This is a genomic window from Pseudomonas mandelii (assembly GCF_024138395.1).
Taxonomy (GTDB): Bacteria; Pseudomonadota; Gammaproteobacteria; order Pseudomonadales; family Pseudomonadaceae; genus Aquipseudomonas; species Aquipseudomonas mandelii_E.
The window spans coordinates 43778-69316 of the sequence record NZ_JAMYDU010000018.1 but is presented as its reverse complement, the minus strand read 5'-3'; the positions used below and the strand labels follow the sequence as shown (position 1 = coordinate 69316).

The 25539-nt window shown below is 58.3% G+C and carries 28 protein-coding genes; 3 read left to right on the top strand and 25 right to left on the bottom strand.

Translation table 11 applies throughout. From position 1 onward, the window contains the following. Positions 1 to 68: 68 nt before the first annotated feature. From NHU87_RS21760 to NHU87_RS21700, 13 genes are all read right to left on the bottom strand, one after another. Entirely contained in the window at positions 69 to 650 is a 582-nt protein-coding gene (locus tag NHU87_RS21760) for a phage tail assembly protein (protein WP_253552401.1), read from the bottom strand. 196 nt (positions 651 to 846) lie between these two features. Next, on the bottom strand, positions 847 to 1353 hold the full coding sequence (locus NHU87_RS21755) for a phage major tail tube protein (protein ID WP_253552399.1): 507 nt from the start codon (positions 1351 to 1353) through the stop codon (positions 847 to 849). Continuing rightward, a complete protein-coding gene (locus NHU87_RS21750) occupies positions 1353 to 2519 on the bottom strand; it encodes a phage tail protein (protein WP_253552397.1) in 1167 nt (388 codons plus the stop codon). Before NHU87_RS21750 ends, NHU87_RS21755 begins: the two co-directional genes overlap by 1 nt. 2 nt (positions 2520 to 2521) lie before the next feature. Next, the gene (locus tag NHU87_RS21745; protein WP_253552395.1) at positions 2522 to 2734 is read right to left on the bottom strand and encodes a hypothetical protein; all 213 of its coding nucleotides are present in this window, start codon (positions 2732 to 2734) and stop codon (positions 2522 to 2524) included. A 102-nt stretch (positions 2735 to 2836) separates the two neighbouring features. Further along, complete coding sequence (locus NHU87_RS21740; RefSeq protein ID WP_253552392.1) at positions 2837 to 3385, bottom strand: DUF4376 domain-containing protein; 549 nt, start codon at positions 3383 to 3385, stop codon at positions 2837 to 2839. A 26-nt stretch (positions 3386 to 3411) separates the two neighbouring features. Further along, positions 3412 to 5295 (bottom strand): phage tail-collar fiber domain-containing protein, encoded by a 1884-nt coding sequence (locus NHU87_RS21735; RefSeq protein ID WP_253552390.1) that lies wholly within the window; start codon positions 5293 to 5295, stop codon positions 3412 to 3414. Continuing rightward, positions 5296 to 5931, bottom strand: a complete 636-nt coding sequence (locus tag NHU87_RS21730) for a phage tail protein I (RefSeq protein ID WP_253552389.1) — start codon at positions 5929 to 5931, stop codon at positions 5296 to 5298. Next, complete coding sequence (locus NHU87_RS21725) at positions 5928 to 6923, bottom strand: baseplate J/gp47 family protein (protein ID WP_253552388.1); 996 nt, start codon at positions 6921 to 6923, stop codon at positions 5928 to 5930. Before NHU87_RS21725 ends, NHU87_RS21730 begins: the two co-directional genes overlap by 4 nt. Then, the gene (locus tag NHU87_RS21720) at positions 6920 to 7252 is read right to left on the bottom strand and encodes a phage baseplate protein (RefSeq protein ID WP_253552386.1); all 333 of its coding nucleotides are present in this window, start codon (positions 7250 to 7252) and stop codon (positions 6920 to 6922) included. Before NHU87_RS21720 ends, NHU87_RS21725 begins: the two co-directional genes overlap by 4 nt. Before the next feature lie 10 nt (positions 7253 to 7262). Then, a complete protein-coding gene (locus NHU87_RS21715; RefSeq protein WP_253552385.1) occupies positions 7263 to 7874 on the bottom strand; it encodes a phage baseplate assembly protein V in 612 nt (203 codons plus the stop codon). 3 nt (positions 7875 to 7877) lie between these two features. Beyond that, the gene (locus NHU87_RS21710; protein ID WP_253552384.1) at positions 7878 to 8390 is read right to left on the bottom strand and encodes a hypothetical protein; all 513 of its coding nucleotides are present in this window, start codon (positions 8388 to 8390) and stop codon (positions 7878 to 7880) included. A gap of 53 nt (positions 8391 to 8443) precedes the next feature. Further along, positions 8444 to 8788: a phage holin family protein gene (locus NHU87_RS21705; protein ID WP_253552382.1), complete on the bottom strand. Its 345-nt coding sequence runs from the start codon at positions 8786 to 8788 to the stop codon at positions 8444 to 8446. 523 nt (positions 8789 to 9311) lie between these two features. Continuing rightward, positions 9312 to 10046, bottom strand: coding sequence for an XRE family transcriptional regulator (locus tag NHU87_RS21700; RefSeq protein ID WP_008072692.1), 735 nt, complete (start codon positions 10044 to 10046; stop codon positions 9312 to 9314). Between the two features lie 200 nt (positions 10047 to 10246). Between NHU87_RS21700 and mutS the strand changes: the two genes are divergently transcribed. Then, the gene (mutS, locus tag NHU87_RS21695) at positions 10247 to 12823 is read left to right on the top strand and encodes a DNA mismatch repair protein MutS (protein WP_253552380.1); all 2577 of its coding nucleotides are present in this window, start codon (positions 10247 to 10249) and stop codon (positions 12821 to 12823) included. A gap of 142 nt (positions 12824 to 12965) precedes the next feature. Then, complete coding sequence (fdxA, locus tag NHU87_RS21690; RefSeq protein WP_253552378.1) at positions 12966 to 13304, top strand: ferredoxin FdxA; 339 nt, start codon at positions 12966 to 12968, stop codon at positions 13302 to 13304. 484 nt (positions 13305 to 13788) lie between these two features. Here the strand turns inward: fdxA and rpoS are convergent, their stop codons facing one another. From rpoS to NHU87_RS21650, 8 genes are all read right to left on the bottom strand, one after another. Next, positions 13789 to 14796 (bottom strand): RNA polymerase sigma factor RpoS, encoded by a 1008-nt coding sequence (gene rpoS, locus NHU87_RS21685; RefSeq protein WP_105340288.1) that lies wholly within the window; start codon positions 14794 to 14796, stop codon positions 13789 to 13791. A gap of 106 nt (positions 14797 to 14902) precedes the next feature. Next, positions 14903 to 15760 carry a peptidoglycan DD-metalloendopeptidase family protein gene (locus NHU87_RS21680; RefSeq protein WP_253552376.1) on the bottom strand — a complete coding sequence of 286 codons (858 nt, stop codon included), beginning with the start codon at positions 15758 to 15760 and terminating at the stop codon, positions 14903 to 14905. A 211-nt stretch (positions 15761 to 15971) separates the two neighbouring features. After that, positions 15972 to 16607, bottom strand: a complete 636-nt coding sequence (locus tag NHU87_RS21675) for a protein-L-isoaspartate(D-aspartate) O-methyltransferase (RefSeq protein ID WP_253552472.1) — start codon at positions 16605 to 16607, stop codon at positions 15972 to 15974. Positions 16608 to 16648: 41 nt separating this feature from the next. Then, a complete protein-coding gene (gene surE / locus NHU87_RS21670) occupies positions 16649 to 17398 on the bottom strand; it encodes a 5'/3'-nucleotidase SurE (RefSeq protein ID WP_123501180.1) in 750 nt (249 codons plus the stop codon). After that, positions 17386 to 18444 (bottom strand): tRNA pseudouridine(13) synthase TruD, encoded by a 1059-nt coding sequence (gene truD / locus NHU87_RS21665; protein ID WP_253552374.1) that lies wholly within the window; start codon positions 18442 to 18444, stop codon positions 17386 to 17388. The genes surE and truD overlap by 13 nt, the downstream gene beginning before the upstream one ends. Next, on the bottom strand, positions 18441 to 18914 hold the full coding sequence (gene ispF, locus NHU87_RS21660) for a 2-C-methyl-D-erythritol 2,4-cyclodiphosphate synthase (RefSeq protein ID WP_253552371.1): 474 nt from the start codon (positions 18912 to 18914) through the stop codon (positions 18441 to 18443). The genes truD and ispF overlap by 4 nt, the downstream gene beginning before the upstream one ends. Positions 18915 to 18957: 43 nt before the next feature. Beyond that, positions 18958 to 19803, bottom strand: a complete 846-nt coding sequence (gene fghA, locus NHU87_RS21655) for an S-formylglutathione hydrolase (RefSeq protein ID WP_253552369.1) — start codon at positions 19801 to 19803, stop codon at positions 18958 to 18960. 8 nt (positions 19804 to 19811) lie between these two features. Next, positions 19812 to 20924, bottom strand: coding sequence for an S-(hydroxymethyl)glutathione dehydrogenase/class III alcohol dehydrogenase (locus NHU87_RS21650; protein WP_253552367.1), 1113 nt, complete (start codon positions 20922 to 20924; stop codon positions 19812 to 19814). 107 nt (positions 20925 to 21031) lie between these two features. Here NHU87_RS21650 and NHU87_RS21645 point away from each other — a divergent pair, with 107 nt between their 5' ends. Next, on the top strand, positions 21032 to 21928 hold the full coding sequence (locus tag NHU87_RS21645; protein WP_253552365.1) for a LysR substrate-binding domain-containing protein: 897 nt from the start codon (positions 21032 to 21034) through the stop codon (positions 21926 to 21928). Positions 21929 to 22091: 163 nt separating this feature from the next. Here the strand turns inward: NHU87_RS21645 and ispD are convergent, their stop codons facing one another. From ispD to kdsA, 4 genes are all read right to left on the bottom strand, one after another. Further along, entirely contained in the window at positions 22092 to 22799 is a 708-nt protein-coding gene (gene ispD / locus NHU87_RS21640) for a 2-C-methyl-D-erythritol 4-phosphate cytidylyltransferase (protein ID WP_253552363.1), read from the bottom strand. Further along, a complete protein-coding gene (gene ftsB / locus NHU87_RS21635) occupies positions 22796 to 23074 on the bottom strand; it encodes a cell division protein FtsB (RefSeq protein WP_007907178.1) in 279 nt (92 codons plus the stop codon). The genes ispD and ftsB overlap by 4 nt, the downstream gene beginning before the upstream one ends. A gap of 172 nt (positions 23075 to 23246) precedes the next feature. Next, a complete protein-coding gene (eno, locus tag NHU87_RS21630; RefSeq protein WP_253552361.1) occupies positions 23247 to 24536 on the bottom strand; it encodes a phosphopyruvate hydratase in 1290 nt (429 codons plus the stop codon). 156 nt (positions 24537 to 24692) lie between these two features. Beyond that, complete coding sequence (kdsA, locus tag NHU87_RS21625) at positions 24693 to 25538, bottom strand: 3-deoxy-8-phosphooctulonate synthase (RefSeq protein ID WP_253552359.1); 846 nt, start codon at positions 25536 to 25538, stop codon at positions 24693 to 24695. Position 25539 lies beyond the last annotated feature (1 nt).

Here is a 25539-nt window from a genome sequence, read left to right as displayed (position 1 = left end):
CTTGCCGGCGTCCCACTCCAGAATTTCCGCCTCAGTTACCGAGTAAATGAGCGGCACCACATCGAGGATTACTTCGATGTCGCGTTCCGAAAGAAGTCCGCCGGTTTGTTTAAAAAATCGTCGATGCGTACCTGAAGCTGTGTCCAGTCGGGCACGGTCAACAAGTCCAGATCGGGAAGCATCAGACCGGTGCAATGGGCGGTGATGAATTCGGCGCGTTCCTTGGCGGTTTTCAGTTTCTTCATCGCTTTGGTCGCGCGCAGCACCGGCATTTCCAGGGTCAGCGAAGTCATGCTGCGGCCCGCTGCGTTGAGCGGTTGCAGTAGTTGCACCTGATCGGGGTCTACCGATTGTTCGCCCTGCGCTTGCTGTTCAAGAAAGTACGAAGCAGGGCGAGTCGACATCTCATGCACGTACTGCGCAATGCTCACGTAGTCCGGGCGTTTGAGCTGGTCGAGTTCCTTGACCGACAACCCCGTTGCCAATTTGGCCAGTTCGAAGAACTGATCGTCCTCATCATCGCCAGCGCGGGCCAGAGCCTCTTTCTGCGCGGCGTACAACAGTGGTTTGAGCTGAATCTGCTCGATCGTCGACTGATCGTCGGCGGTGATCGGCGACAACAAGGCGTGAACAGGAGGCGTCCAGGACATGAAATGAATTCCTTGGTGAATCATGGGGAAGTGTTGCGCAATGCCGGCCGATGAATGCAGATCTGTGGGCTGGCAAAGCCCCTGTGGGAGCGAGCTTGCTCGCGATGGCGGCGGGTCAGGCAATGTCAGTGCTGGATGTGCCGGCCTCATCGCGAGCAAGCTCGCTCCCACAGGGATCGTGTTTAACCGGCGGGGGTTAAGGCAGCAACACGGCGCGGCGGGCGTCGCCGAGAATGTCGACGCCGTTGAGCACGAACTTCTGGGTGCGCACGTCAATGTCGATCACCGGGATGCCATTTTCCACCCGGTTGTAGGTGCGGCAGGACAGCTCAAGGTTGGTCTTGGGCTTCTCGTTCATTTTCAGAGCGGTTTCCTCAAGCGATTTCAACTTGCCGCCCACTGTGTGGTAAGTGAACCAAGTGTTGCCGTCTTGATCCTGGCCGGCTTCTCGCACGTTCAGCAAAATGTCGTCACCCACACTCACGCCCAGCGCCAGCATGATTTCCGGGCCGACGCCTTGCAGCGTCAGCTTGGCCGTGAGTGCTTTGCCGCCCTTGGCCATTTCCTCGCCAATGAAACGACCGCCACGCATCTCTTCCATTTCGAATTCGATCTTCGGCGGGGTGAATTCTTCTACGGTCGCCGACAACGGCAGGCCTTGCAGGGTGGCCGCGATGGCCTGTCTTACGCGGTTGGTAAACATTAGAGAACGTCCTCCAGGAACTGCTCGATGATTTCATCGCGGGCGTTGAGTTGATAAATCATGTGTTCGTTCGGCGCGTAGCGGCCGTAGTCGATGACCACGTACCAAGTGCCGTTTTTGTACTTCTCGACGCTGTTCAATTCCGGGTGCAGGTACACGCTGCCGCCCGGAATGGTTTCGTCGGCGACCAGAGTCTGCAGCCAGTCGTTGATGCGCTTGACCTCCTGATCCATGAACGACTTGGTCAGGTTCTTGGCCATGGCTTTTTGGCCGGCCTTCACCAGCTTGCGGCTGATCGCATCTTCGAGGCCGACGTAGCTGATGAACTTGCCGGTGATGGAGCGGTTACCCAGCAGCGAGAAGCCGCCGAGGATGGTCCGGGCGTAATAGCTGATGCCATAGCGGTTGAGCAGATCGCCCTCGGTGGAGGTGTCGAGGATGTTGTATTCAACGGTCCGCGATACATCTTCGGCATAGGTGACCTGGTTGCCCGGGCTCTCCCATTGCTTGACCTTGGCGAGGGCGGCGATGGCCAGGCTCGATGGTGCAAGGAACACGTTTTTCTTCGCCGCCTTGGAGTAAACCGCCGGCATGTTGTGCACCACCAGGCAGCGGTCGAAACCGAGGTCAGCGCCGCCCAGTTCCTGGCTATAAGTCACTTGATCGGCGACCGCGGCGTCCTTGCCGTCGAGTACCACGCGAGCCTTGATACGTTTGCCGAACGAAGCGAACTCACTGGCTACCGCCTTGGTGCCAGTGAAGCCCGGCGCGCCGATGATCGTCAGGTCTTCCGCGACACCGCTCAACGCGGCCAGACCCAGTTTTCGACCGGTCAACGGCTCGATACCGCCGATCACGTTATTCACGGTGTCGGCCGGGGTTGCACCCTCTTCGACGATGACCACGTAGACCGGCACCTTGACCACTTTGAGGATCTGGTAAACCGCTTGAAACAGCGTGCCCGCTTCGGCACCGGTCGGGTCCAGTTGGGCCTGAGTGGTGAAGCTGTTGATGCGGAACGGGGTGTTTTTCGGAATCAGCAGATTGGCATTCGGCGCGGTGCCGACCAGACCGATGACGTTGTCACCCAGGCCACCCATGGCCTCGGGAGATTCAGTGGCATTGACGGTGATGCCGTTGTGCTCGAAGTTCAAAACCTCAGCCATGGTTATTCAGCCTTCTTGGCAGCGGCCTTCAAGGCCTTGGTAGTGATAGAGGCCGACTCGGCGACCTCGGTTTTAGCGGTCAGCTCCAGACGGCCTGCGCTGCGCAATGCATTGGCCTCCACATCGAGCAGGTCCAGGGTTTGGCCGACGCTCGACCAGTGGCCACCCCCGGTGGGGAATGGGAGGAGCACGGTGTAGGTTTGGCGTTGTGCCATTTGGGTTTCTCCAGATACGAAAAAGCCCCTTTTTTAGGGAGGGGCTTTTGGGTGATGTTTGGTGTTTGGCGGATAAGAAAACGCCCCGACGGTGCGGGGCGTTTATTGAAGCGCTGGGCTCGGTCCTGGTTGAGATGCCTCAGGCCAACCATCACTGAGCATTTCGTCTTTGTAAGTTCCAGCCTCAAGAGCACGGAGCAATGTTAGCTCACGGTCAAAGCAGGCCTGGACATGTGCCCGGACGGCCTTGGCAATCGCGAGAATCTGCGCCGCACCAATCTCGATGAAACCGTTGAGAGTTTTAAAGTTGCAGCGGTACTCAGGGTCAAGGATCGCCGACAGTCCGGTGCTGGCGATCAGCGCCTGGCTGTCTCGGGTCGTTTCAATATCCAGGCCCTCTACAGAAATGCCAGACGCCTCATGCACGAAACGCTCGGCAGCGAACAACGCTGGGTAATTCGGCTCTACCGCAGGAAGCGGCAACTTGACCACCTCACCATCGACTAATTTCCAGATGCCGTCCTTATCAATCCTTGTAGCAAGAAAAACATCATCGCTTAGGTTTACCGCGTGCTCAGGAATCACGAAGTGAATGTCCGAATCATATCGACCGATAATTTCTCCAAACTCATTAAATGTTGCGAACTTCATAATAAGCCCTCGCCAACTCCATTGTGTTAACGACCAAATGCAAGATAGTAAAACTGCGCAGGTGCTTGGCCCAGGTTGCGAATCGTCACGTTCGCCTTATTAACCGCCCTGACCTGCCCAATGTAGGTTGTTCCCATGCCGGCATCGGCTGCCGTATTGGGATAGGAGGTGAAAACCATGGGATTGATTCCCGGAAAAGCAACCGGGAATACCTGCAGATAATTGACTGCCGAGGCAATGATGGGAGTCAGACCCCACTGAACCATCAAACCGCCGAGCCAACTAGGGAAGACAATGTAACTGCCACCCAGATCTCCTGAAATACTGACGGAGAATCCCCAGCGCAACTTTTTCGGTGTGACGATGGTTTTATCGTCGGTGCCTACATCAGTCTGTGTCTGAGTGGCAACTTTCGCCGTCCCTTGATCAAGCTCAGTCGCTTGCTGCGCCAGCGCAGCCAACGCTGAGATATCAATCGTTCCCTGATTGATCGGCGCGTTCCAGGCCTTGATGCACCACATGACAGCCATGTTTCGCGGCCGAGCCTCCGTCCCTCCAGAACTATTGAAGCCTGTACCAAAGTTGAGGGTTACGGGCGTATTGCCGTTGTCCACGACCACCGCGCCCGGGTTACTCCCTGACGCACCACCGAAGGCCTGCATCCGGGTTACGGTATGGGAGTGCGCCTTGTTGTCATCGGCCTGCCAACTGCCGATTGTACGACCAGCATCGACACCGCGCCCATGATCCCAACCACGCAGGAACTCGCCGCGCGATTCTGGCAAACGGAAGTTACCAGCGCCCTCATCCCCCTTGTTGAATGCGATGCCGAGGAACGCCGCCAAATCCGGATAGACCGCAATGCTCTTCACACTGCCATCGATCTCAAGAAATCCTGGCGGGATCTTGTTCAAGGGAAACGCCACCATCGACCCAACCGGCAACGCCGAAGCCTCTGCAATCATCGCCTCGATTTCAGGCTTGGTGTACGTGTCCTTGATACCAAACCCGGCTAACGTTTCAGGATTCGAACCACCGGTTGCTCGACCATATTTGTCCACAGTCAGACTTTTATAAGTCCCCGGCTGAATCCCCGTCCGCCCTGCCAACATTTCAAACGTCAGCGCCGTCGTGCCCAAAGTGATCGGCCCGTTGGAGGTCAAGTGCCACAGCGAGTCACCGTTCACCGCGCCCTCTTCGACCATTACAGTCAGGCCCGGGGTAACTTTCGCATTGATGTTGGCATCGCTCGCCCGCACCCAGTCTCCGTTGGCAACCACCCATAGGCCGTTGTCCTTGGCCAGCGTCTGGTTCGGCAACAACACCCGATCCCCCGCCACCACCGCAACACCGTCAATCTGCTGAGCACCGTTCAACACCACGTTAGCGGTGGCGGCAACTCGCACCGATTGCTTGCCGTCGAGTTTGCCAAGCTCTTCGGCGAGGTAACTCATCACCCAGGCCCGCGTCGCTTTAACAACCGTGTCGTCAATCAATAACGTCACCAACGCCGCATTACTGGTCTCGAAAATCGAGCGAATGTAAAACTCTTTCCCCGAACCCGACGTCGCCAGCACCGGTTTGAACGACTCCGGATACTTGACGATGGCGTACAGAATGCCGGTATCAGTCCACAGCCCAGCCTCACGCACATACCAGCCGCCGACTTCAGGCGGGATAGTCACCTCGGCCAGCAACCAGCTTGGGTTTTTCTCGTCCTGGAACAGTGCATTGAGTGGCCCGCGCCACACTTCGCGTTTCAGTGCGGTGGCCGTGGCGGCCGGGTTGTAAACCGTGCCGCCGCCGTCACCGACGGAGATCTGCGACAGTTTGATCGGTACGCCCGCCACCTTGCAGGCGGTTTCGTAGGCGATCCCCGCATTGGTGAGCAGGGTGTAATAGTCGGCCATTTAGGACCCCTGTGGATAAATAGTGGAGGTTTCGACGGTGTAGAGCCCGGCGGCCATGAAGGCCTGGCCCGAGGCTTCAAGCCCTTCGATGACAATCGGATAAACCGTGGTCAGTTCGCCGCACACGGTGGCGGCGCCTATGAAGTGAGTGCCGAATGCCCTCAAGCCGACCGAGACAGACAAAATGTCCCGTTCGCTTTTGGCATCGGCCAGGCGACGGTCGAGACGGGCGTCGATCTCTTCGCTGTAAGGCTGTTCGGTAAAGGCCCTGACGGAAAAGCTGTAAGGCTGGCCTGGCGGTGTTTGCTCATACCAGGCGCGCACCTCAGGCATCAATTGCAAACCCTTCGCCGCATTCTCCAGCGCCTTTCGCGTCCCGGCCTGCCGTGCGGTGGGCCAGGCGAGTTCAACCGTCAAACGCTTTTCAGCCTCGGCCGCCTCGGAGCTCCATTCGCTGACCCCACGATCGGCTCCCAGATATGGCAGGAATGCCAACGGTGTTTCGGCGGGGTTCATCAGCTCGGGAAACGGCGGCGCGATGCGATCGAGCAACGTGCCAAAACCGAGATCGAGGGCTTTTTCCAAGGGTGAGCTGTTGGCGGGTAGCAGGTTCGGGCGAGGTGTTTGTTCACTCATAACGTGTCCACCTCCACCTCGACACCTGTGCAATACGGGGCCTCAAAAGCCGTCGTCACAATCGGCTCGATCGGCTCAAGAATTTCAAGCTGAACCGCGCCAGCGCTGTGCAACGTGTAGTCGATCCAGCTCGGGTCCACCCGCCCTTCCAGTCGGTGACAAGAATCGGCATACGCCTGCAACTGCTGTTGCGCGGCAACCTTGGTCAACCCCGAATCGGGACCAGCATTGATCTTGGCCACGACCCGGATTTTGTAGTTCTTGATTCGCGCGGCTTGCACGATGACGAGATCCGTTTCCGGTCGTACATCAGGCCGGGCGAAATGCTGGCGAACACCGTCGAGCAGCGCTTCGGATGGCGTGCCATCGCCCTCCCGGGACAGCACTGTGACCGTGACTTCGCCGGGCGCGGTCCGGCGCCCGTTGCCGTCCTTGACCTGCGCTGCATAACCGTCCGGCTCGAAGGTGTAAGTGACCGTCACCACACCCGCCGCGGCGGTTTCCACCTTCACCGCGGGCCGTTCGCCAAGGGTGAAGATCTCGCGCCGATACTGCATGCGAGAGCCGGCCGCCGGTGCGTGTGGCGCCAGGTAGTAACGCAAGCGGGCGTCGTCATCGCTCTCAAAGATCGGGGGGATCGGCGGGAATGCCGCCGGGTCGCCCGGATCGAGCATCTGACGTTCAAGGCCCATGTCTGCAAGGCGTGCATCGAGATTGGTCCCGGTGGCCCACCATGCCAGCATCTGCTTGATACGGGCGTTGCATTTGCGCTCGTGGGTTTGCAGGCGCACACAAAAGGCCTCAAGGGCCAGGGTCAGCAACTCGCTTTCGTTTTCAAGGCTGACCACAAGCTTGGCCGCGCTCTCGGGGGAACGGGCGCCGACGTACTCGACGACGAAGGTTTTGAACTCTGCGAGCAAATCCTCGAACGCTTCGACCGTGACGATTGCCGGTTCGGCCAACTGGTTCTGACCGGGGATCAACATGCTCATGCCATTACCTCGAAAGTCTGTTGGCGATTTTTCCAGGTGCCAGCGAAACGCAGCAGCAGCCCGGCACCACGGCGACTGGCGACAATGACTTGAGGCTCGAAATCGTCGATGCCGTTGTGCCGGTTGTAAAACGCTTGGGCCGCATGGCTTTGGGCAAGAATCAGCAGATCGTCACCGAGGTTTTGCCCCAGCAAGTCAGTGAGTGCGCAGCCATACAAAGGGCGCTTCTGCCGAGTGCCCAAAGGCGTGGTCAGTGCACGGGTGGCGCGCTGCACAAACTGCAGCCAGTCATCGACCGTTGCGCCGGTGTTTCTATCGATTCCGATCATGGGAAGCTCTTTATGCGGTGCTGATAACGCGGCCCTGGTGATCCACCAGCGGGCCACTCAGATGCACACCGGAGGCGTCGAGCCGCATGCCGACGGCGCCCAGTTGCAATTCGATGACTTCAGGCGTCATCGCCAGCCTCGCCGGGCCGATGCTCAACTCGAGGGACTCACGGGAGCCGGTGAACGCTGCCGGGCCGTTTTTCCAGTGCAGAACATGACTGGCGTCGTCGTAACTGCTTTGCGTACCGTCCTGATAGAGGCGACGCGTCAGCGAAGCCTGTGTCGAGACCGGCGGAAACTGACCGCCGTTGAGGCCGAACAACGCCACCGACTGCCCACCACCCTCGCCGCCGCCGTGATTCAGCAGCAAACACTGCTCGCCCACGGAGGGGATCCGCGACTCGCTCTGTGCGCCGGCACTTGGATTGAAAAACCTGATCGCCGGGGTGAGCAGCTCGCCATGACTGACCTTGCAGGTGTTGCTGGCCGCATCGACCTCGTGACAAACGCCAATGCGACAGAAACTTTCGGCACGCCGGTGCAGGTCTTCGAGCTCGGTTTCCATCTCGGCCAGACGTTCGATGATCGGGCCCAGTTGCATACGTAGAAGCGCATCAAACATGGGTCACTCCTCGAGTGCGGTGTATTGATCCGGGTCGTCGATGTTCGACACCTCCCAGGTGCGGGCAAATTTCGGAATGCCCAGCGGGTCCTCGAGCAGCGTCGGGCCGAGGTACAGCGATTGGATGAATGAAACGGTCCAGGCGGTGTACTCCCGTGTCTCGCTGATGAACGTGGACGGGATGCCATCAATGTTCATGGGCAAATCGCATTGGTCGCCGGGCAGTGTCCAGCGGTTGTCGGCGATCAGGTTTTTCAACTCACTGGCCAGGTCGCACGCGGCCAGCCCTGTGCCGGGCAATACGACTTGCAAGGAAATCGTCAGGACATGAGCGATACGTCCATCGTTGGCACGGTTGCCCGGCGCATCCCGTTCGATGGCGATCAGCACCCAAGGCTGATCGCCGGTGCCGTCGAAATCTTGATGACTCCCGACCGTCAAGCCGGGGATGCTGGTGCGTAAGGTTTCGGCAATGGCGGAAAACAGCTGCGACGGTTTTTCGATGACGGCGGGCATTAATGGCCTCCTGTTTCTGTAGCAACGCGAAAATCAGCGACACCGGTTCACTGTTAATCGGGACGAGAATCGCGCGGTGGCACTTCACAAACGCCAATCCGCTTGGCGGCCCAGCGTTCATAAAGTCCGATGGCCACATCCGCCCCTGCCATCGCCGTCAGGCAGCCAAACGCACCGGCGGCCCAGATCGACACGCCGGCGGCGTACAGCAGCATGATGGCCGAGACCCCGCAGATCATGCAGGCCCCGGAGCGCAGCGCCAGGCGCCGCAGCAGCGACCAGCCACGGGCGCCTTCCTTGTCGGCGCGCCACATTTCGCCGGACACCCCGCCCACCAGGGCGAGAACGATGACCAGCCAGATCGGCATGTCCAGCAACGCTTGTTGCTCGTTTGTCATGTCACGCCTCCTGGGGGTGATTGATGAGTGATGTGTGTTGGGTTCAAACGATGTCTCTTGAGGTAGGCATTCCAAAAAGCCCGGCATTTGGCTGGGCTTTTCAGTAATGCGGTCCTTCGCCTTCCTTTAATCCTGTGTACAAAAAGGAAGCTGACTTTTCGGCGCTACTGGCGCGGTACGAGTCCATTCAAATTGTTTTTTCCGACCGCGGTCCCTGCCCGCCGGATAACTGCTTCTGGTGCTTTACGCTGCACACCCGGGTCAGTTGCCAACCCTCTGAACCGTTGAGGCCGGTTCATCGCTGCCTTTGTGGTGGAACTAAAGAGCTTCGTTTCGAGCCGCTTTGTTGAGTGGCTTGAGACAAAGAATATGCATGGATGCATATACAGTCAATGCATAAACGCATTTATTTATGCATTACAAATGCACTAGCGCATGAAAGCCCCGCAGACAAAGGCGTTAGCGGTTTTCGATAGGCGAAAAAAAACCCGCCGGCAGCGGGTTTTATCTGACAGCGGTGAGGTTAACGGGCGTACATGCCCCACCAGAAGACGTGACCGAGGATGACAATCTGCTCTTCCTGGATTTCCTGGAAGCTGTAGTCCTCGTCCGGATGCTCATCGCGATTGAAGCTGCGCAGGCGAATCCCTGTCGGCAGGCGATAAAGCTGTTTCACCCGCAACTGGCCGTTGTGGTTGATGGCATACAAGTCACCGTCAACGATGTCGCCAATCCCGCATTTTCCGGCATTCACCCCGACCGTGGCGCCATCGCGCAGCACCGGCAACATGCTGTTGCCGCGCACGGTCACGCATTTGGCCTGGTCGAACTGCACGCCGTTGTGGCGCAAGCTACGTTTGCCAAAGCGCAGGCTAGAGCGCTCGCTTTCTTCGATGACGAATCTTCCTGATCCAGCAGCCAATTCAACCTCGCGAAGAAAGGGGACCGACACCTCGTCATCATCGACTGGCGTATCGTCATCCCACAGGCTTATGTCCTTGAGTTCCGAATGCGACTCATCGCGCCCGGCGCTGGCGGCGTGCGCGACATCCGCGCGGCCACGCAACTGGTCGGTGCTCACGGCGAAGTATTCGGCAATCTTCGAAATATGTTTATCCGAAGGATCGACGATCTTCCCGCTGAGGATCCGCGAGAGAGTGGATTGAGGCACGCCGGTGCGACGGTGAAGCTCCGTGGGGGAGATCCCGTGCTGATCGAGCAGCGCTCTTAAGACGGTAGAAACATTGCGTTTTTGCATAATGCGCATAGTGCTTGATCTTTTTTCGGAAGACAAATGCTGATTCGCATAGATCGTGCATAGCCAGCAGAAAGGTACCGGGAGGCTTTCATGCCTGCGTGAGGCAGACCGCCCATGGTAATCTTGCGCCCATCGCGGAAAAGCCGGGCCGATGCCCCTCCTTTGCCCTACACCTTTCAACGAGTTTTCCTGAATTTCCGATGAATAAAGCCCTCTCCGATCTGTCCTCCCACACCCCGATGATGCAGCAGTACTGGCGCCTGAAGAACCAGCACCCTGATCAGCTGATGTTCTACCGCATGGGCGACTTCTACGAGATCTTCTATGAAGACGCGAAGAAGGCCGCCAAGTTGCTGGACATCACCCTGACGGCTCGTGGGCAATCGGCGGGGCAGGCGATTCCGATGTGTGGGATTCCTTACCACGCCGCGGAAGGTTACCTGGCGAAACTGGTGAAGCTCGGCGAGTCGGTGGTGATTTGTGAACAGGTTGGCGACCCGGCCACCAGCAAAGGCCCGGTGGATCGTCAGGTGGTGCGGATCATCACTCCCGGCACGGTCAGCGATGAAGCGCTGCTGGATGAGCGTCGGGACAATCTGATCGCGGCAGTGCTGGGTGACGAACGTCTGTTCGGTCTGGCGGTGCTGGACATTACCAGCGGCAACTTCACCGTGCTGGAGATCAAGGGCTGGGAAAACTTGCTGGCGGAACTGGAGCGGGTCAATCCGGTAGAGCTGATGATCCCGGACGACTGGCCAAAAGACCTGCCGGAAAAACGTCGTGGGGTTCGTCGCCGTGCACCGTGGGATTTCGAACGTGATTCGGCGCTGAAAAGTCTTTGCCAGCAGTTTTCCACCCAGGACCTGAAAGGTTTCGGCTGCGAGAACCTGACCCTGGCGATCGGCGCCGCCGGTTGCCTGCTCAGCTACGCCAAGGAAACCCAGCGCACCGCCCTGCCCCACTTGCGCAGCCTGCGTCATGAACGCCTGGACGACACTGTGGTGCTGGACGGCGCAAGCCGTCGCAACCTGGAACTGGACACCAACCTAGCCGGCGGTCGCGACAACACGTTGCAATCGGTGGTCGACCGCTGCCAGACCGCCATGGGCAGCCGCTTGCTGACTCGCTGGCTGAACCGTCCGCTGCGGGATTTGACCGTATTGCTGGCGCGTCAGAGCTCGATCACTTGCCTGCTCGACGGTTACCGCTTCGAAAAGCTGCAACCGCAGCTCAAGGAAATCGGTGACATCGAGCGGATTCTGGCGCGGATCGGCCTGCGCAATGCCCGTCCTCGTGACTTGGCGCGTCTGCGCGATGCCCTCGGTGCATTGCCAGAGTTGCAAGTGGCGATGGCCGAGCTCGAAGCCCCGCACATCATTCAATTGGCGACGACCACCAGCACCTACCCGGAACTGGCGGCGCTGCTGGAAAAAGCCATTATCGACAACCCGCCCGCCGTCATCCGTGACGGCGGCGTGTTGAAAACCGGTTACGACGCCGAGTTGGACGATTTGCAATCGCTCAGCGAAAACGCCGGGCAGTTCCTGATCGATCTCGAAGCGCGTGAGAAGGCCCGCACCGGCCTGTCGCACCTGAAGGTCGGCTACAACCGGATTCACGGCTACTTCATCGAGTTGCCGAGCAAACAGGCTGAGTCGGCGCCAGCAGACTATATCCGTCGCCAGACGTTGAAAGGTGCCGAGCGCTTCATTACGCCGGAACTGAAGGCTTTCGAAGATAAGGCCCTGTCGGCGAAGAGCCGCGCCTTGGCGCGCGAGAAGATGCTTTATGAAGCACTGCTCGAAGATTTGATCGCCCAGTTGCCACCGTTGCAGGACACCGCTGCGGCACTGGCCGAGTTGGACGTGCTGAGCAACCTTGCCGAACGTGCGCTGAACCTCGATCTGAACTGCCCGCGTTTCGTCAGCGAGCCGTGCATGCGCATCAGCCAGGGTCGTCACCCGGTGGTCGAGCAAGTACTCACCACGCCGTTCGTGGCCAACGACCTGAGCCTCGACGACAACACCCGCATGCTGGTGATCACCGGTCCGAACATGGGCGGTAAATCCACCTACATGCGTCAGACCGCGTTGATCGTGTTGCTGGCGCATATCGGCAGTTTCGTGCCGGCGGCCAGTTGCGAATTGTCCTTGGTGGACCGGATCTTCACCCGGATCGGTTCCAGCGATGACTTGGCGGGCGGACGTTCGACCTTCATGGTTGAAATGAGCGAAACCGCGAACATTCTGCACAACGCCACCGAACGCAGTCTGGTGCTGATGGACGAAGTCGGTCGCGGCACGAGCACCTTCGACGGTCTGTCCCTGGCCTGGGCTGCGGCTGAGCGTCTGGCGCACCTGCGGGCCTACACATTGTTCGCTACCCACTATTTCGAACTGACAGTGCTACCGGAAGCCCAACCGCTGGTGGCCAACGTGCACCTCAATGCCACCGAACACAACGAACGCATCGTGTTCCTGCACCACGTGTTGCCTGGGCCTGCCAGCCAGAGCTATGGCCTGGCGGTTGCGCAGTTGGCCGGTGTGCCGAGCGAAGTGATCGTGCGTGCTCGCGAACATCTGAGCCGACTGGAATCCACTGCGCTGCCTCATGAGGTTCCGAAGCCGATCAAAGGCAAACCGGTTACGCCACAACAGAGCGACATGTTCGCCAGCCTGCCGCACCCGGTGCTGGATGAACTGGCCAAACTTGATCTGGACGACATGTCACCACGTCGTGCGCTCGAAATGCTCTATACACTAAAGACACGGATCTAACGCACTTGCCTGCAAGCTGTTAGAATCTCGCGCGGTTTGGGATGCTGCAGGCTAATAGCCTGACCTGCAGACTATCGCTCCCAAACCTGGCGACCCCTACGTGAAGGGGCGCAGCAAGCCGCGCCTGAGGAGAAAATTAGAAATGACCTTCGTCGTCACCGACAACTGCATCAAGTGCAAGTACACCGACTGCGTAGAAGTCTGTCCGGTGGACTGCTTTTACGAAGGCCCGAACTTCCTGGTGATTCACCCGGATGAGTGCATCGACTGCGCCCTGTGCGAACCAGAATGCCCTGCCGTGGCCATCTTCTCCGAAGATGAAGTTCCGGAAGATATGCAGGAATTCATTCAGCTGAACGTTGAGCTGGCGGAAATCTGGCCCAACATCACCGAGAAGAAAGAATCGCTGCCCAATGCGGAAGAGTTTGATCGCGTCATCAACAAATCTATAGGCAGCAAGCTCAAAGACCTCGAACGTTGATTTCCCCCGAGTTCTCGAAAAGGCCCTTGTGGGCCTTTTCGCTTTTCTGCAGGCAAAAAAAGGGGCGGTATGACCCGCCCACATTTTTTCCCTATTCCTTGTATTCCCTTTCATCGTCCTGATGAACCGCTTCCTGCGATGTCCGTTCCCCTCTTCCTTGAAGGGCGTGTCTATCCGTCGACACAGTTCAGATACTAGAGAATTCCCCACTAAGGGCAATCGGCATCTGTCGCTGAAATCGTCTGTCACACGCCGTTAATCTAAAAAAATAATCATATAAATCAATACTATAAACCGACATCGAAAGTTAAATAGACAACTACCAGGGTGTAAAAATAACGAACACTTACGAAAGAGTAAGCAAAGACTTACAACACGAGACTACAAACCTGAGGTGATGTCCCAGACAACTCCCTTTCCATATTTCAGATAACAAAAAGCCCCAAACCAGTTGGGGCTATTTGTTACCGGTTGAGCGAATTGCTTATTGGAACAGCGACTCACTCGACAGGCCGTTTTTCTCGAGAATCTCCCGAAGACGCTTGAGACCTTCAACCTGGATTTGCCTGACCCGCTCCCGGGTCAGGCCGATTTCCAGGCCTACGTCTTCAAGCGTGCTGCTCTCGTGACCTCGCAAGCCAAAGCGGCGAATGACCACCTCGCGTTGCTTGTCGGTCAGCTCCGAGAGCCATTGATCGATGCTCTGGGACAGGTCGTCGTCCTGCAACAGTTCGCATGGATCGGTCGGGCGGTCGTCGGTCAGGGTGTCCAGCAGGGTTTTATCCGAATCCGGACCCAGCGAGACGTCGACCGAAGAAACCCGCTCATTCAGGCCGAGCATGCGCTTGACCTCGCCTACCGGTTTCTCCAGCAGGTTGGCGATTTCTTCGGGTGAGGGTTCATGATCGAGCTTTTGAGTCAGCTCCCGTGCAGCCCGCAAGTACACGTTGAGCTCTTTGACCACATGGATCGGCAACCGGATGGTCCGGGTCTGATTCATGATCGCGCGCTCGATGGTCTGACGAATCCACCAGGTGGCGTAGGTCGAAAAGCGGAAGCCACGTTCAGGATCGAACTTTTCCACTGCCCGGATCAGGCCGAGGTTGCCCTCTTCGATCAGGTCCAGCAGCGACAGACCACGATTGACGTAACGCCGGGCGATTTTCACCACCAGCCGCAGGTTGCTTTCAATCATGCGCTTGCGCCCGGCCGGATCGCCACTTTGCGACAAGCGCGCAAAATGAACTTCTTCCTCGGGGGAGAGCAATGGGGAAAAGCCGATTTCGTTGAGGTACAACTGAGTGGCATCGAGTGCCCGTGTGTAGTCGATGTACTTGTGTTGCTTAAGCGAAGCGGAGTGTCTGGATTTTGCACGAACGGAAGGTGGTGCATCCCCTTCATCATTCGACATCGAATCCGTGGCGATGCCGGTCTCCATCAGGAGAACCTCATCGTCGATGTCAAACTCCGGCACTTCTTTACTGAGAGCCATTGTTATAGTCCTTTGGTGAGTTCGACCTCAAGCTCAAGCGGCGCCTTTATCCCTGGCAACGCTGGAGCCTGTTCCCTCTACGTGACGGAACAGGCTGGCTAACAAATCAACGACGTGGCAGGAACTGCAGCGGATCTACTGGTTTACCTTGTCGGCGAATCTCAAAATGCAGCTTCACCCGGTCTGTACCCGTTGACCCCATTTCGGCAATTGTCTGTCCGACTTTGACCTGCTGCCCCTCCCGAACCAACAGCCTGCGGTTATGTCCGTAGGCACTGACGTAGGTATCGCTGTGTTTGATGATGACTAATTCGCCGTAGCCCCTTAAGCCACTCCCGGCGTATACCACCGTCCCATCAGACGCAGCTAAAACAGGCTGTCCCAAATCTCCGGCGATATCAATTCCTTTATTCAAACTACCGTTTGAAGAGAATTTACCAATCAGAATGCCATTAGAAGGCCACCCCCAGCCCGTCGGGGCTGGACCGGCGGGAGGCAGTGGAACGGGTGCCGGCTTGTTGGCGACGGACGGTGCAAGCACTGTTGTGCTGGTCGTCGCGCCATTTGCCTGACGCCGAATCACCGTGGTTTTACTCGACGACGAAGGCGAGGAACTGGACGAACTCACTACCGCCGTCGGCGTTGAACCGCTGCGACCGTCGAAGCGAATCGTCTGACCCGGATGGATCGTGTAAGGCGTAGGAATGTTGTTCCGTGCCGCGAGGGCTTTGTAGTCCCAACCGTAGCGAAAAGCGATGGAGAACAAAGTGTCCTTGGGGCGAACAACATACTGGCCGGTGGTGACGGCCGGACGCTGGGCGACCGCATTGTTGCGATCGACGACGCTCGCACTCCCTGATTTGGTGCTGGAACATCCGACCAGCAAGGTACTCAAGACAAGGCCAGTCACCAGACGCTGAAAGCTCGTTATACCCATTCGCTGCGCAATGACTGTGAGACTCACCCGCCGCTCCCTTTGTGGTGGCTGAAAATATGAATTGCCGTGCTCCGGCACGAACTGTCGCATGTATAACGGACCGAACAGGCTTTACCTTTAATGAAGCGGATTCGCTTCGCGCACACGTTTGCTGTCAGACGATGAATTGCGTTTAACCAATCGATGCCGCTGTAAGACCCGGGCAATCGAAGAGAATTCAGCGCGCTTAAACAAATGCTCAGGCCAACGGCCCGTTGAGCAATGGCACAAAGCGCACCGCCCCCAGAACACGTCTGGAAAAGCCCTGTTCTTCACGGATGATCAACATCAATTGTTGAACTTCACCGGAGCCGACCGGAATCACCAATCGCCCACCCGGTGCCAACTGATCGAGCAGTGCCTGAGGCACGTCGGTGGCCACGGCGGTGACGATGATGCCGTTGTAAGGCGCCAGTGCCGGCCAGCCTTCCCAACCATCGCCCCAGCGAAATACCACGTTGCGCAGGTTCAGTTCCACCAGGCGCTCCTTGGCCCGGTCTTGCAGCACCTTGATGCGCTCCACGGAAAAAACCCGCTCGACCAATTGCGACAGCACGGCCGTCTGGTAACCCGAACCGGTGCCGATTTCCAGCACCTTGTCCAGCGGCCCCGCTTCCAGCAGCAGCTCGCTCATGCGCGCCACCATATAAGGCTGGGAGATGGTCTGGTTATGGCCGATCGGCAGCGCTGTATCTTCATAGGCACGATGAGCCAGTGCCTCATCGACGAACAGGTGACGCGGGGTGCGACGGATGACTTCCAGTACCTTGGCGTTGGAGATCCCCTCTTCATAGAGGCGCTGAATCAGACGCTCACGGGTCCGTTGAGAGGTCATCCCGATACCGCGATGCAGAATATGATCTTGTTCACGAGCCATTAACGCAGACCCTCCAGCCAGCCATCGAGACTTCTGAAGGCATCATTAAAGGTGCGATCCAGTTGCAATGGCGTGATTGAAACATAGCCTTGCATCACCGCATGGAAATCGGTACCCGGGCCGCCATCTTCAGCGTCCCCCGCCGCGGCGATCCAGTAACCGGACTTACCGCGCGGGTCGACCACTTTCATCGGTGCCGCGGCGCGGGCGCGATGGCCGAGGCGGGTCAGCTGAATACCGCGGATGTGTTCCAGCGGCAAGTTGGGAATGTTCACGTTCAGTACCGTGCGCGGGGGCAGATCGAGGTCCGCATGGGCCTCTACCAGTTTGCGCGCAAAATAGGCGGCTGTGGGAAGGTTCTCTACTTGCCGTGAGACGAATGAAAAGGCGAACGAAGGACGCCCAAGGAAACGCCCCTCGAGGGCCGCCGCTACAGTGCCGGAATACAGCACGTCGTCCCCCAGGTTCGCACCCAGGTTGATGCCGGAAACCACCATGTCCGGCTCGAGTTCCAGCAAGCCGTTAAGGCCCAGGTGCACGCAGTCGGTGGGTGTGCCGTTGAGGCTGATAAAGCCGTTGGCCAGGGTTTGCGGGTGCAACGGACGGTCGAGCGTCAGCGAGCTGCTGGCGCCGCTTTTGTCCTGGTCCGGGGCGATAACCACGCATTCGGTGTAATCCGCCAGCGCAGCATAAAGCGCGGCGAGACCGGGTGCGGTTACCCCATCGTCGTTAGAAATCAGAATACGCATGGGCTGTCCGTCTGCCCCACCGGCACCAGATCGACGAGTTCACGCACCAATACGGTGGCGAAGCATCCGGCCGGCAGGACGAATTCCAGTTGCAGAATGTCAGGCTGGGGATAATGCCACGTCAACCCGCCAATGGGCAGCCGCAGGATGCGACGTTCGTGGCTCATTCCGGCGTTAATCAACCAATCGCGCAAATCCGCTTCGCGCGCGGCGATTGCCTGCTCCAGTTCATGGACTGCGCCTGACGTCGGCGAGTCACCCTCGCCCCACTGCGGGCCGGTCGGGTGCAGGTCGAGAATCGCCAGGCGCGGGTCGCTGCATTCGGCAACACCTGCCGGGAAAAAACTGCGGCTGTCGGTGAACGCCAGCAGATCGCCCACCTGAGCGCGCTGCCAGGTGCCATCGGCAACACGCGCCGCCAACACCTGGTTAAACAAAAAACTACGAGCAGTAGAGAGCAGACGCGAACGTACATTGCGTTGCTCCGGCAAGGCCTTGCGCGCCGCCCAGGCACGAGCGTCGACGACGTTGCCACCATCAAAGCCGAATCGCTGGGCGCCGAAATAATTGGGAATACCTTGCTTGGCGATCAGTTGCAGACGCTCTTCGATCGCCGCCTTGTCGCCAGTGAATTGAGTAAGGCGCAAAGTGAAGCCGTTGGCCGAGTGGGCACCGCGTTGCAGTTTGCGTTTATGCCGACCGGTCTTGAGGATTTTCAGCGTATCGTTTTCCGCCGCCGACAGATCAGGATCAGCCTTGCCCGGCAGTTGCACGCTGAACCACTGACGCGTCAGCGCCTGACGGTCCTTGAGGCCGGCATAGCTGACGGTGCGCAACGGCACACCCGCCGCCTTGGCGATGCGCCGTGCCGCTTCTTCGGTATTCAGACCGCGCTTTTCCACCCAGATCCACAGGTGTTCGCCATCACCACTGAGGGGGATATCAAGCACCTCATCGACCTGAAAATCTTCTGCGGTGGCTTTCAGTACAGCGCTGCCAAGAGACTCACCATAGGCCCGCGGGCCGAGCAATTGCAGTTCGTTCATGCGCGCAGCAACAGGGCAACGGAGTGCACGGCAATACCCTCTTTGCGACCGACAAAGCCGAGCTTTTCGGTGGTGGTAGCTTTCACGTTCACTTGATCCAACTCAACTTGAAGATCCGCGGCAATCAGCGCGCGCATCGATTCGATATGCGGGGCCATTTTCGGGGCCTGGGCGACGATGGTGTTATCGACGTTGCCGACTTTCCAGCCCTTGGCGTGGATCAGCGCGACAACGTGACGCAACAGCACACGGCTGTCGGCGCCCTTGAATTGCGGGTCGGTGTCCGGGAAGTGCTTGCCGATATCACCCAGTGCGGCGGCGCCTAGCAAGGCATCGCTCAAGGCGTGCAGCAGGACATCACCGTCGGAATGGGCGAGCAGCCCGAAGCTGTGTGCAATCCGCACGCCGCCCAGAGTGATGAAATCGCCTTCAGCGAAACGGTGCACATCGTAGCCGTGGCCAATACGCATAAAAAAACGCCCCGATTTTTGTCAGGGCGTGATTCTACCTGCATTAGACGCCTAGAGCGCGTGCGTGATGCTGCAAGTGGTCGTCAATGAAGCTGGCGATGAAGAAATAACTGTGGTCGTAGCCTGGTTGCAGGCGCAACGTCAGCGGATGACCTGCCAGTTTGGCGGCCTGTTGCAGGGCTTCAGGCTTGAGCTGGCTGGCGAGAAAATCATCGCGATCACCCTGATCGACCAGCAACGGCAGCTTCTCGTCAGCCTCGGCGATCAATGCACAGGCATCCCATTCGCGCCACTTCGAACGGTCCTCCCCCAAGTAACGGGAAAAGGCTTTCTGGCCCCAAGGGCAATCAATCGGATTATTGATCGGCGAGAACGCCGATACCGACTGATAACGCCCCGGATTGCGCAACGCACAGATCAACGCGCCGTGGCCGCCCATGGAGTGACCGCTGATGCCACGCTTGTCCGATGCCGGGAAATGCGCTTCAACCAATGCCGGCAATTCCTGCACGACATAGTCATGCATCCGATAGTGCCGGGACCACGGTTCCTGCGTGGCATTCAGATAAAACCCGGCACCGAGGCCGAAGTCCCAGGCGCCATCCGGATCACCCGGCACATCAGGACCGCGCGGGCTGGTGTCCGGTGCGACGATGATCAGCCCCAGCTCGGCGGCCATGCGCATGGCGCCGGCCTTCTGCATGAAGTTCTCGTCGGTGCAGGTCAGGCCGGACAACCAGTACAGCACCGGCAGTTTGCCGCCCTGCTCCGCTTGCGGTGGCAGGTACACGGCAAACACCATGTCGCAACCGAGCACTTCGGAGCGGTGCCGGTAGCGCTTGTGCCAACCGCCGAAGCTTTTCTGACAGGAGATATTTTCCAGGCTCATGACCGACCTCAGAAATGGATGACGGTACGGATGCTTTTGCCTTCATGCATCAGCTCAAAGGCCTTGTTGATATCTTCCAGGCCCATCGTGTGGGTGATGAAGGTATCCAGCGGAATCTCGCCGCTCTGGGCCATTTCGACATAGCTCGGCAACTCGGTACGTCCGCGCACACCACCGAACGCCGAACCGCGCCAGACGCGACCGGTCACCAGTTGGAACGGACGGGTAGAGATTTCCTGACCGGCGCCAGCCACGCCGATGATCACCGACTCCCCCCAACCTTTGTGGCAGCACTCAAGTGCAGCACGCATCAACTGGACGTTGCCGATGCACTCGAAGGAAAAGTCGACGCCGCCATCGGTCATGTCGACGATCACTTCCTGAATCGGACGATCGAAGTCTTTCGGGTTTACACAATCGGTAGCGCCCAATTGCTTGGCGATCTCGAACTTGGCCGGGTTGATATCGATGGCGATGATCCGCCCTGCCTTGGCTTTGACCGCGCCAATCACAGCCGACAGACCGATGCCGCCCAGGCCGAAGATGGCGACGGTGTCACCCGGTTTGACCTTGGCGGTGTTGATTACCGCGCCGATGCCCGTGGTGACGCCACAACCCAGCAGGCAGACTTTTTCCAATGGCGCTTCTTTAGGAATTTTGGCGACGGAGATTTCCGGCAGCACGGTGTACTCGGAGAAAGTCGAGGTGCCCATGTAGTGGAAAATCGTTTCGCCCTTGTAGGAAAAACGCGAAGTGCCATCCGGCATCAGGCCTTTACCCTGAGTCGCACGAATCGCTTGACAGAGGTTGGTTTTGCCGGACAGACAGAATTTGCACTTGCCGCATTCGGGGGTATACAGCGGGATCACATGGTCGCCGACCGCGACCGAAGTCACACCCTCACCGATCGCTTCGACCACCGCGCCACCTTCGTGACCCAGGATCGACGGGAAGATACCTTCCGGGTCCGCACCCGAGAGGGTGTAGGCATCGGTATGGCAAACACCGGAGGCGACGACGCGCAGCAGAACTTCCCCAGCCTTGGGCATGGCGACATCGACTTCAACGATCTCGAGGGGTTTCTTGGCCTCGAAGGCAACGGCGGCGCGCGACTTGATCATGCTGTTTCTCCAGTGAATAAAAAACGAGACAAGGAGTGTAATACAGCGACATACGATGAATAATCAGGGCAAAAGCAAAACATTATTGCCATACAGGGATAATCCTGATGTCCGAAAACCGCTGGGAAGGCATCGATGAATTCGTCGCCGTGGCCGAGTGCAGCCAATTCACCGCTGCGGCAGAACGCCTCGGGGTGTCTTCCTCTCACATCAGTCGCCAAATCGTACGGCTGGAAGAGCGCCTGCAAACCCGTTTGCTCTATCGCAGCACCCGCCGGGTCACGCTGACCGAGGCCGGGCAAACCTTTTTGCAGCATTGCCAGCGTTTGCAGGACGGTCGCGAAGAAGCCTTGCGCGCTGTCGGCGACCTGACCAGCGAACCCAAGGGCATGCTGCGCATGACCTGCGCCGTGGCCTATGGCGAACGATTCATCGTTCCACTGGTGACTCGCTTCATGGGGCAGTATCCGCAACTGCGCGTCGACATCGAATTGAGCAACCGCCCGCTCGACTTGGTGCATGAAGGGCTGGACCTGGCCATCCGCCTCGGTCGTCTGCAGGATTCAAGATTGGTCGCTACACGCCTGGCACCACGGCGCATGTACTTGTGCGCCTCGCCGTCCTACCTTGAACGGTATGGTCGCCCACATAGCTTGTCGGAATTGAGTCGCCATAACTGCCTCATCGGTAGCTCGGACATCTGGCAACTGGAACAGAACGGGCGGGAATTTTCCCAGCGAGTGCAGGGAAACTGGCGCTGCAACAGTGGGCAGGCAGTGCTGGATGCCGCATTACAAGGGGTGGGGTTGTGTCAGTTGCCGGATTACTACGTGCTGGAATACCTGAAAAACGGCGAATTGATCTCGCTGCTGGAAGCACATCAACCGCCAAACACAGCGGTTTGGGCGCTTTATCCGCAGCAACGGCATCTGTCGCCGAAGGTGCGCAAGTTGGTGGATTATTTGAAGGAAGGGTTGGCTGAACGGCCGGAGTACCGAAGCTAGGAGCTTGCCGGCGTTCAGCGAGATGTCGGTTGTCTGAACTACCGCTATCGCGAGCAAGCTCGCTCCCACAGTGAGCGGAGTCGACCTCAAAACTTGTGAACACCATAGAACCCTGTGGGAGCGAGCTTGCTCGCGATTGAGGGCAACGCAGAAACAACGTCAATCAGCGGCGGTTAGCCCAACGCTGACGCAACCACTCAAGGTCTTCAGGGCGAGTGACTTTGATGTTATCGGATCGCCCTTCAATCAAGCGCGGCGCCTGGCCTGACCACTCCATGGCCGAGGCTTCGTCGGTGACGATAACGTCCGCCACCAGACTGTCCGCCAATGCCCGATGCAACGCGCCAAGGCGAAACATTTGCGGCGTATACGCTTGCCAGATCACGCTGCGATCCACCGTTTCCAGTACTCGCCCGTGCTTGTCGACCCGTTTGAGGGTATCGCGCGCAGGCACGGCCAACAGACCGCCTACCGGATCGTCGGCCAGCTCACTGAGCAATTTATCGAGATCATCACGTGCCAGATTCGGTCGTGCGGCATCGTGAACCAACACCCAATCCTCATCGTCAGCGCCTTGGGCATGCAGATGCAGCAAGGCATTGAGCACCGACCCGGAGCGCTCGGCGCCACCTTCAACCCGCTGAATACGCGGATCGGCAGCGCACGCCAGGTTCGGCCAGTAAGGATCATCGATTGCAAGACTGACCACCAACCCCTTCAGGGCCGGATGATCGAGGAAACAGCCGAGGCTGTGTTCGAGAATAGTACGCCCGCCCAGTTGCAAGTATTGCTTGGGACGGTCCGCGGCCATACGGGCACCGACACCCGCGGCAGGAATCACGGCCCAGAAGGCCGGTAACGAATTAATCATTGGGCCAACTGGTAAAGGGTTTCACCGTCCTTGACCATGCCCAACTCATGGCGAGCCCGTTCTTCAACGGTTTCCATGCCCTTTTTCAATTCGCTGACTTCGGCGTCCATCACCCGATTGCGCTCCAGCAACGCCTCGTTCTCGGCGTGTTGATCCGCAATCTGCTGCTTCAGCTCGGCCACTTGCGCCAGACTGCCATTACCCACCCACAGGCGGTACTGCAGGCCGGCCAGCAGCAAGAGCAAGACGAGGAACAACCAATTGGGACTGCGCATCGAATATCAGGTATCCAGTGAAAAAAGACAGCCATGCCAAAACTTTGAAGCTTCTGATAGCACGAAGCCTGGAAGAACCAGGCTTGTGCTCTTAAGGCATCAGATTAGTGGCAAATCCATCGCTGCTGCGATTTTTCCGACACAATCCGGTGTCTTTTTTACCCTGTAGCAATTAGCCGCGGAATTCGCTGCGACCGTTGTACTTGGCTTTGCCGTTCAACTGCTCTTCGATACGCAGCAGTTGGTTGTACTTGGAAACGCGGTCGGAACGGCACAGGGAGCCGGTCTTGATCTGGCCAGCCGCAGTGCCCACAGCCAGGTCGGCAATGGTCGAATCTTCGGTTTCGCCGGAGCGGTGCGAGATTACGGCGGTGTAACCAGCGGCCTTGGCCATCTGGATCGCTTCCAGGGTTTCGGTCAGGGTGCCGATCTGGTTGAACTTGATCAGGATCGAGTTGGCGATCTTTTTATCGATGCCTTCTTTCAGGATCTTGGTGTTGGTCACGAACAGATCGTCGCCTACCAGCTGAGTCTTCTCGCCGATCTTGTCGGTGAGAATTTTCCAGCCAGCCCAGTCGGACTCGTCCAGACCGTCTTCGATGGAGATGATCGGGTAACGCTCGGTCAGACCTTTCAGGTAATCGGCGAAACCTTCAGCGGTGAACACCTGGCCTTCGCCGGACAAGTTGTACTTGCCGTCTTCGTAGAATTCGCTGGCCGCGCAGTCCAGGGCCAGGGTCACGTCGGTGCCCAGCTTGTAACCGGCGTTGGCCACGGCTTCGGAGATCACTTTCAAAGCGTCTTCGTTGGAGGCCAGGTTCGGAGCGAAACCACCTTCGTCACCGACAGCAGTGCTCAGGCCGCGAGCCTTCAGAACCGCTTTGAGGTGGTGGAAAATCTCGGTGCCCATGCGCAGACCTTCCGAGAAAGACTTGGCGCCGACTGGCTGAACCATGAATTCCTGGATGTCGACGTTGTTATCGGCGTGCTCGCCACCGTTGATGATGTTCATCATCGGAACCGGCATCGAGTAAACACCCGGAGTACCGTTCAGGTTAGCGATGTGTGCGTACAGCGGCAGGTCCTGGTCCTGTGCTGCTGCCTTGGCCGCGGCCAGGGAAACGGCGAGGATAGCGTTGGCGCCCAGGGTCGCTTTGTTTTCGGTGCCATCGAGTTTGATCATCGCGTGATCCAGCGCTTTCTGGTCGCTCGGGTCTGTACCCAGCAACAGATCGCGGATCGGACCGTTGATGTTGCCGACGGCTTTCAGAACGCCTTTGCCCAGGTAACGGCTCTTGTCGCCATCACGCAGCTCGAGTGCTTCACGCGAGCCAGTGGAAGCACCGGATGGCGCGCAAGCGCTGCCGATGATGCCGTTATCGAGAAGCACGTCTGCTTCCACAGTGGGATTGCCACGGGAGTCGAGAACTTCACGACCTTTGATGTCGACGATTTTTGCCATTGTTGTAAACACTCCAAAGTTGACGAAAACGACGCAGCTGAAGGAAATCTTTTATCGTCGGCAAGCGACAGACAGCGGGCAGGCTTGCGGACGATAAGGCTCAAGCCCGAGGGCCTGAGCATTAAATCGTGCGGTACTTTACCGGAGAATTGAGGTTTACGCGGTTTCTACCGTCGGAAAACTCTTCACCAGTTCGTCCAGTGCTTTGAGTTGGGCCAGGAAAGGTTCCAGTTTGTCCAGACGCAAGGCGCAAGGGCCGTCGCATTTGGCGTTATCCGGATCCGGGTGCGCTTCGAGGAACAGACCGGCCAGCGACTGGCTGATCCCGGCTTTCGCCAGATCGAGCACTTGGGCGCGACGACCGCCGGCGGAATCGGCACGACCGCCGGGCATTTGCAGCGCGTGGGTCACGTCGAAGAACACCGGGTATTCGAACTGCTTCATGATGCCGAAGCCAAGCATGTCGACGACCAGGTTGTTGTAGCCGAAGCTCGAACCGCGTTCGCAGAGGATCAACTGATCGTTACCGGCTTCTACGCATTTGTTCAGGATGTGTTTCATTTCCTGAGGTGCAAGGAACTGGGCTTTCTTGATGTTGATCACCGCGCCGGTCTTGGCCATCGCGACCACGAGGTCGGTCTGGCGCGACAGGAAGGCCGGCAACTGGATGATGTCGCAGACTTCAGCGACAACCGCGGCCTGATCAGGCTCGTGGACGTCGGTGATGACCGGCACGCCAAAGGCCTGCTTGATGTCCTGGAAAATCCGCATGCCCTCTTCCAGGCCTGGGCCACGGTAAGAGGTTACAGAAGAACGGTTCGCCTTGTCGAAACTGGCCTTGAACACATAAGGGATACCGAGTTTTTCGGTGACCTTTACGTACTCTTCGCAGACCTGCATCGCCATGTCGCGGCTTTCCAGCACGTTCATGCCACCGAACAGCACCATTGGCTTGTCGTTGGCAATCTCGATATCGCCTACGCGGATGATCTTCTGCGCCATC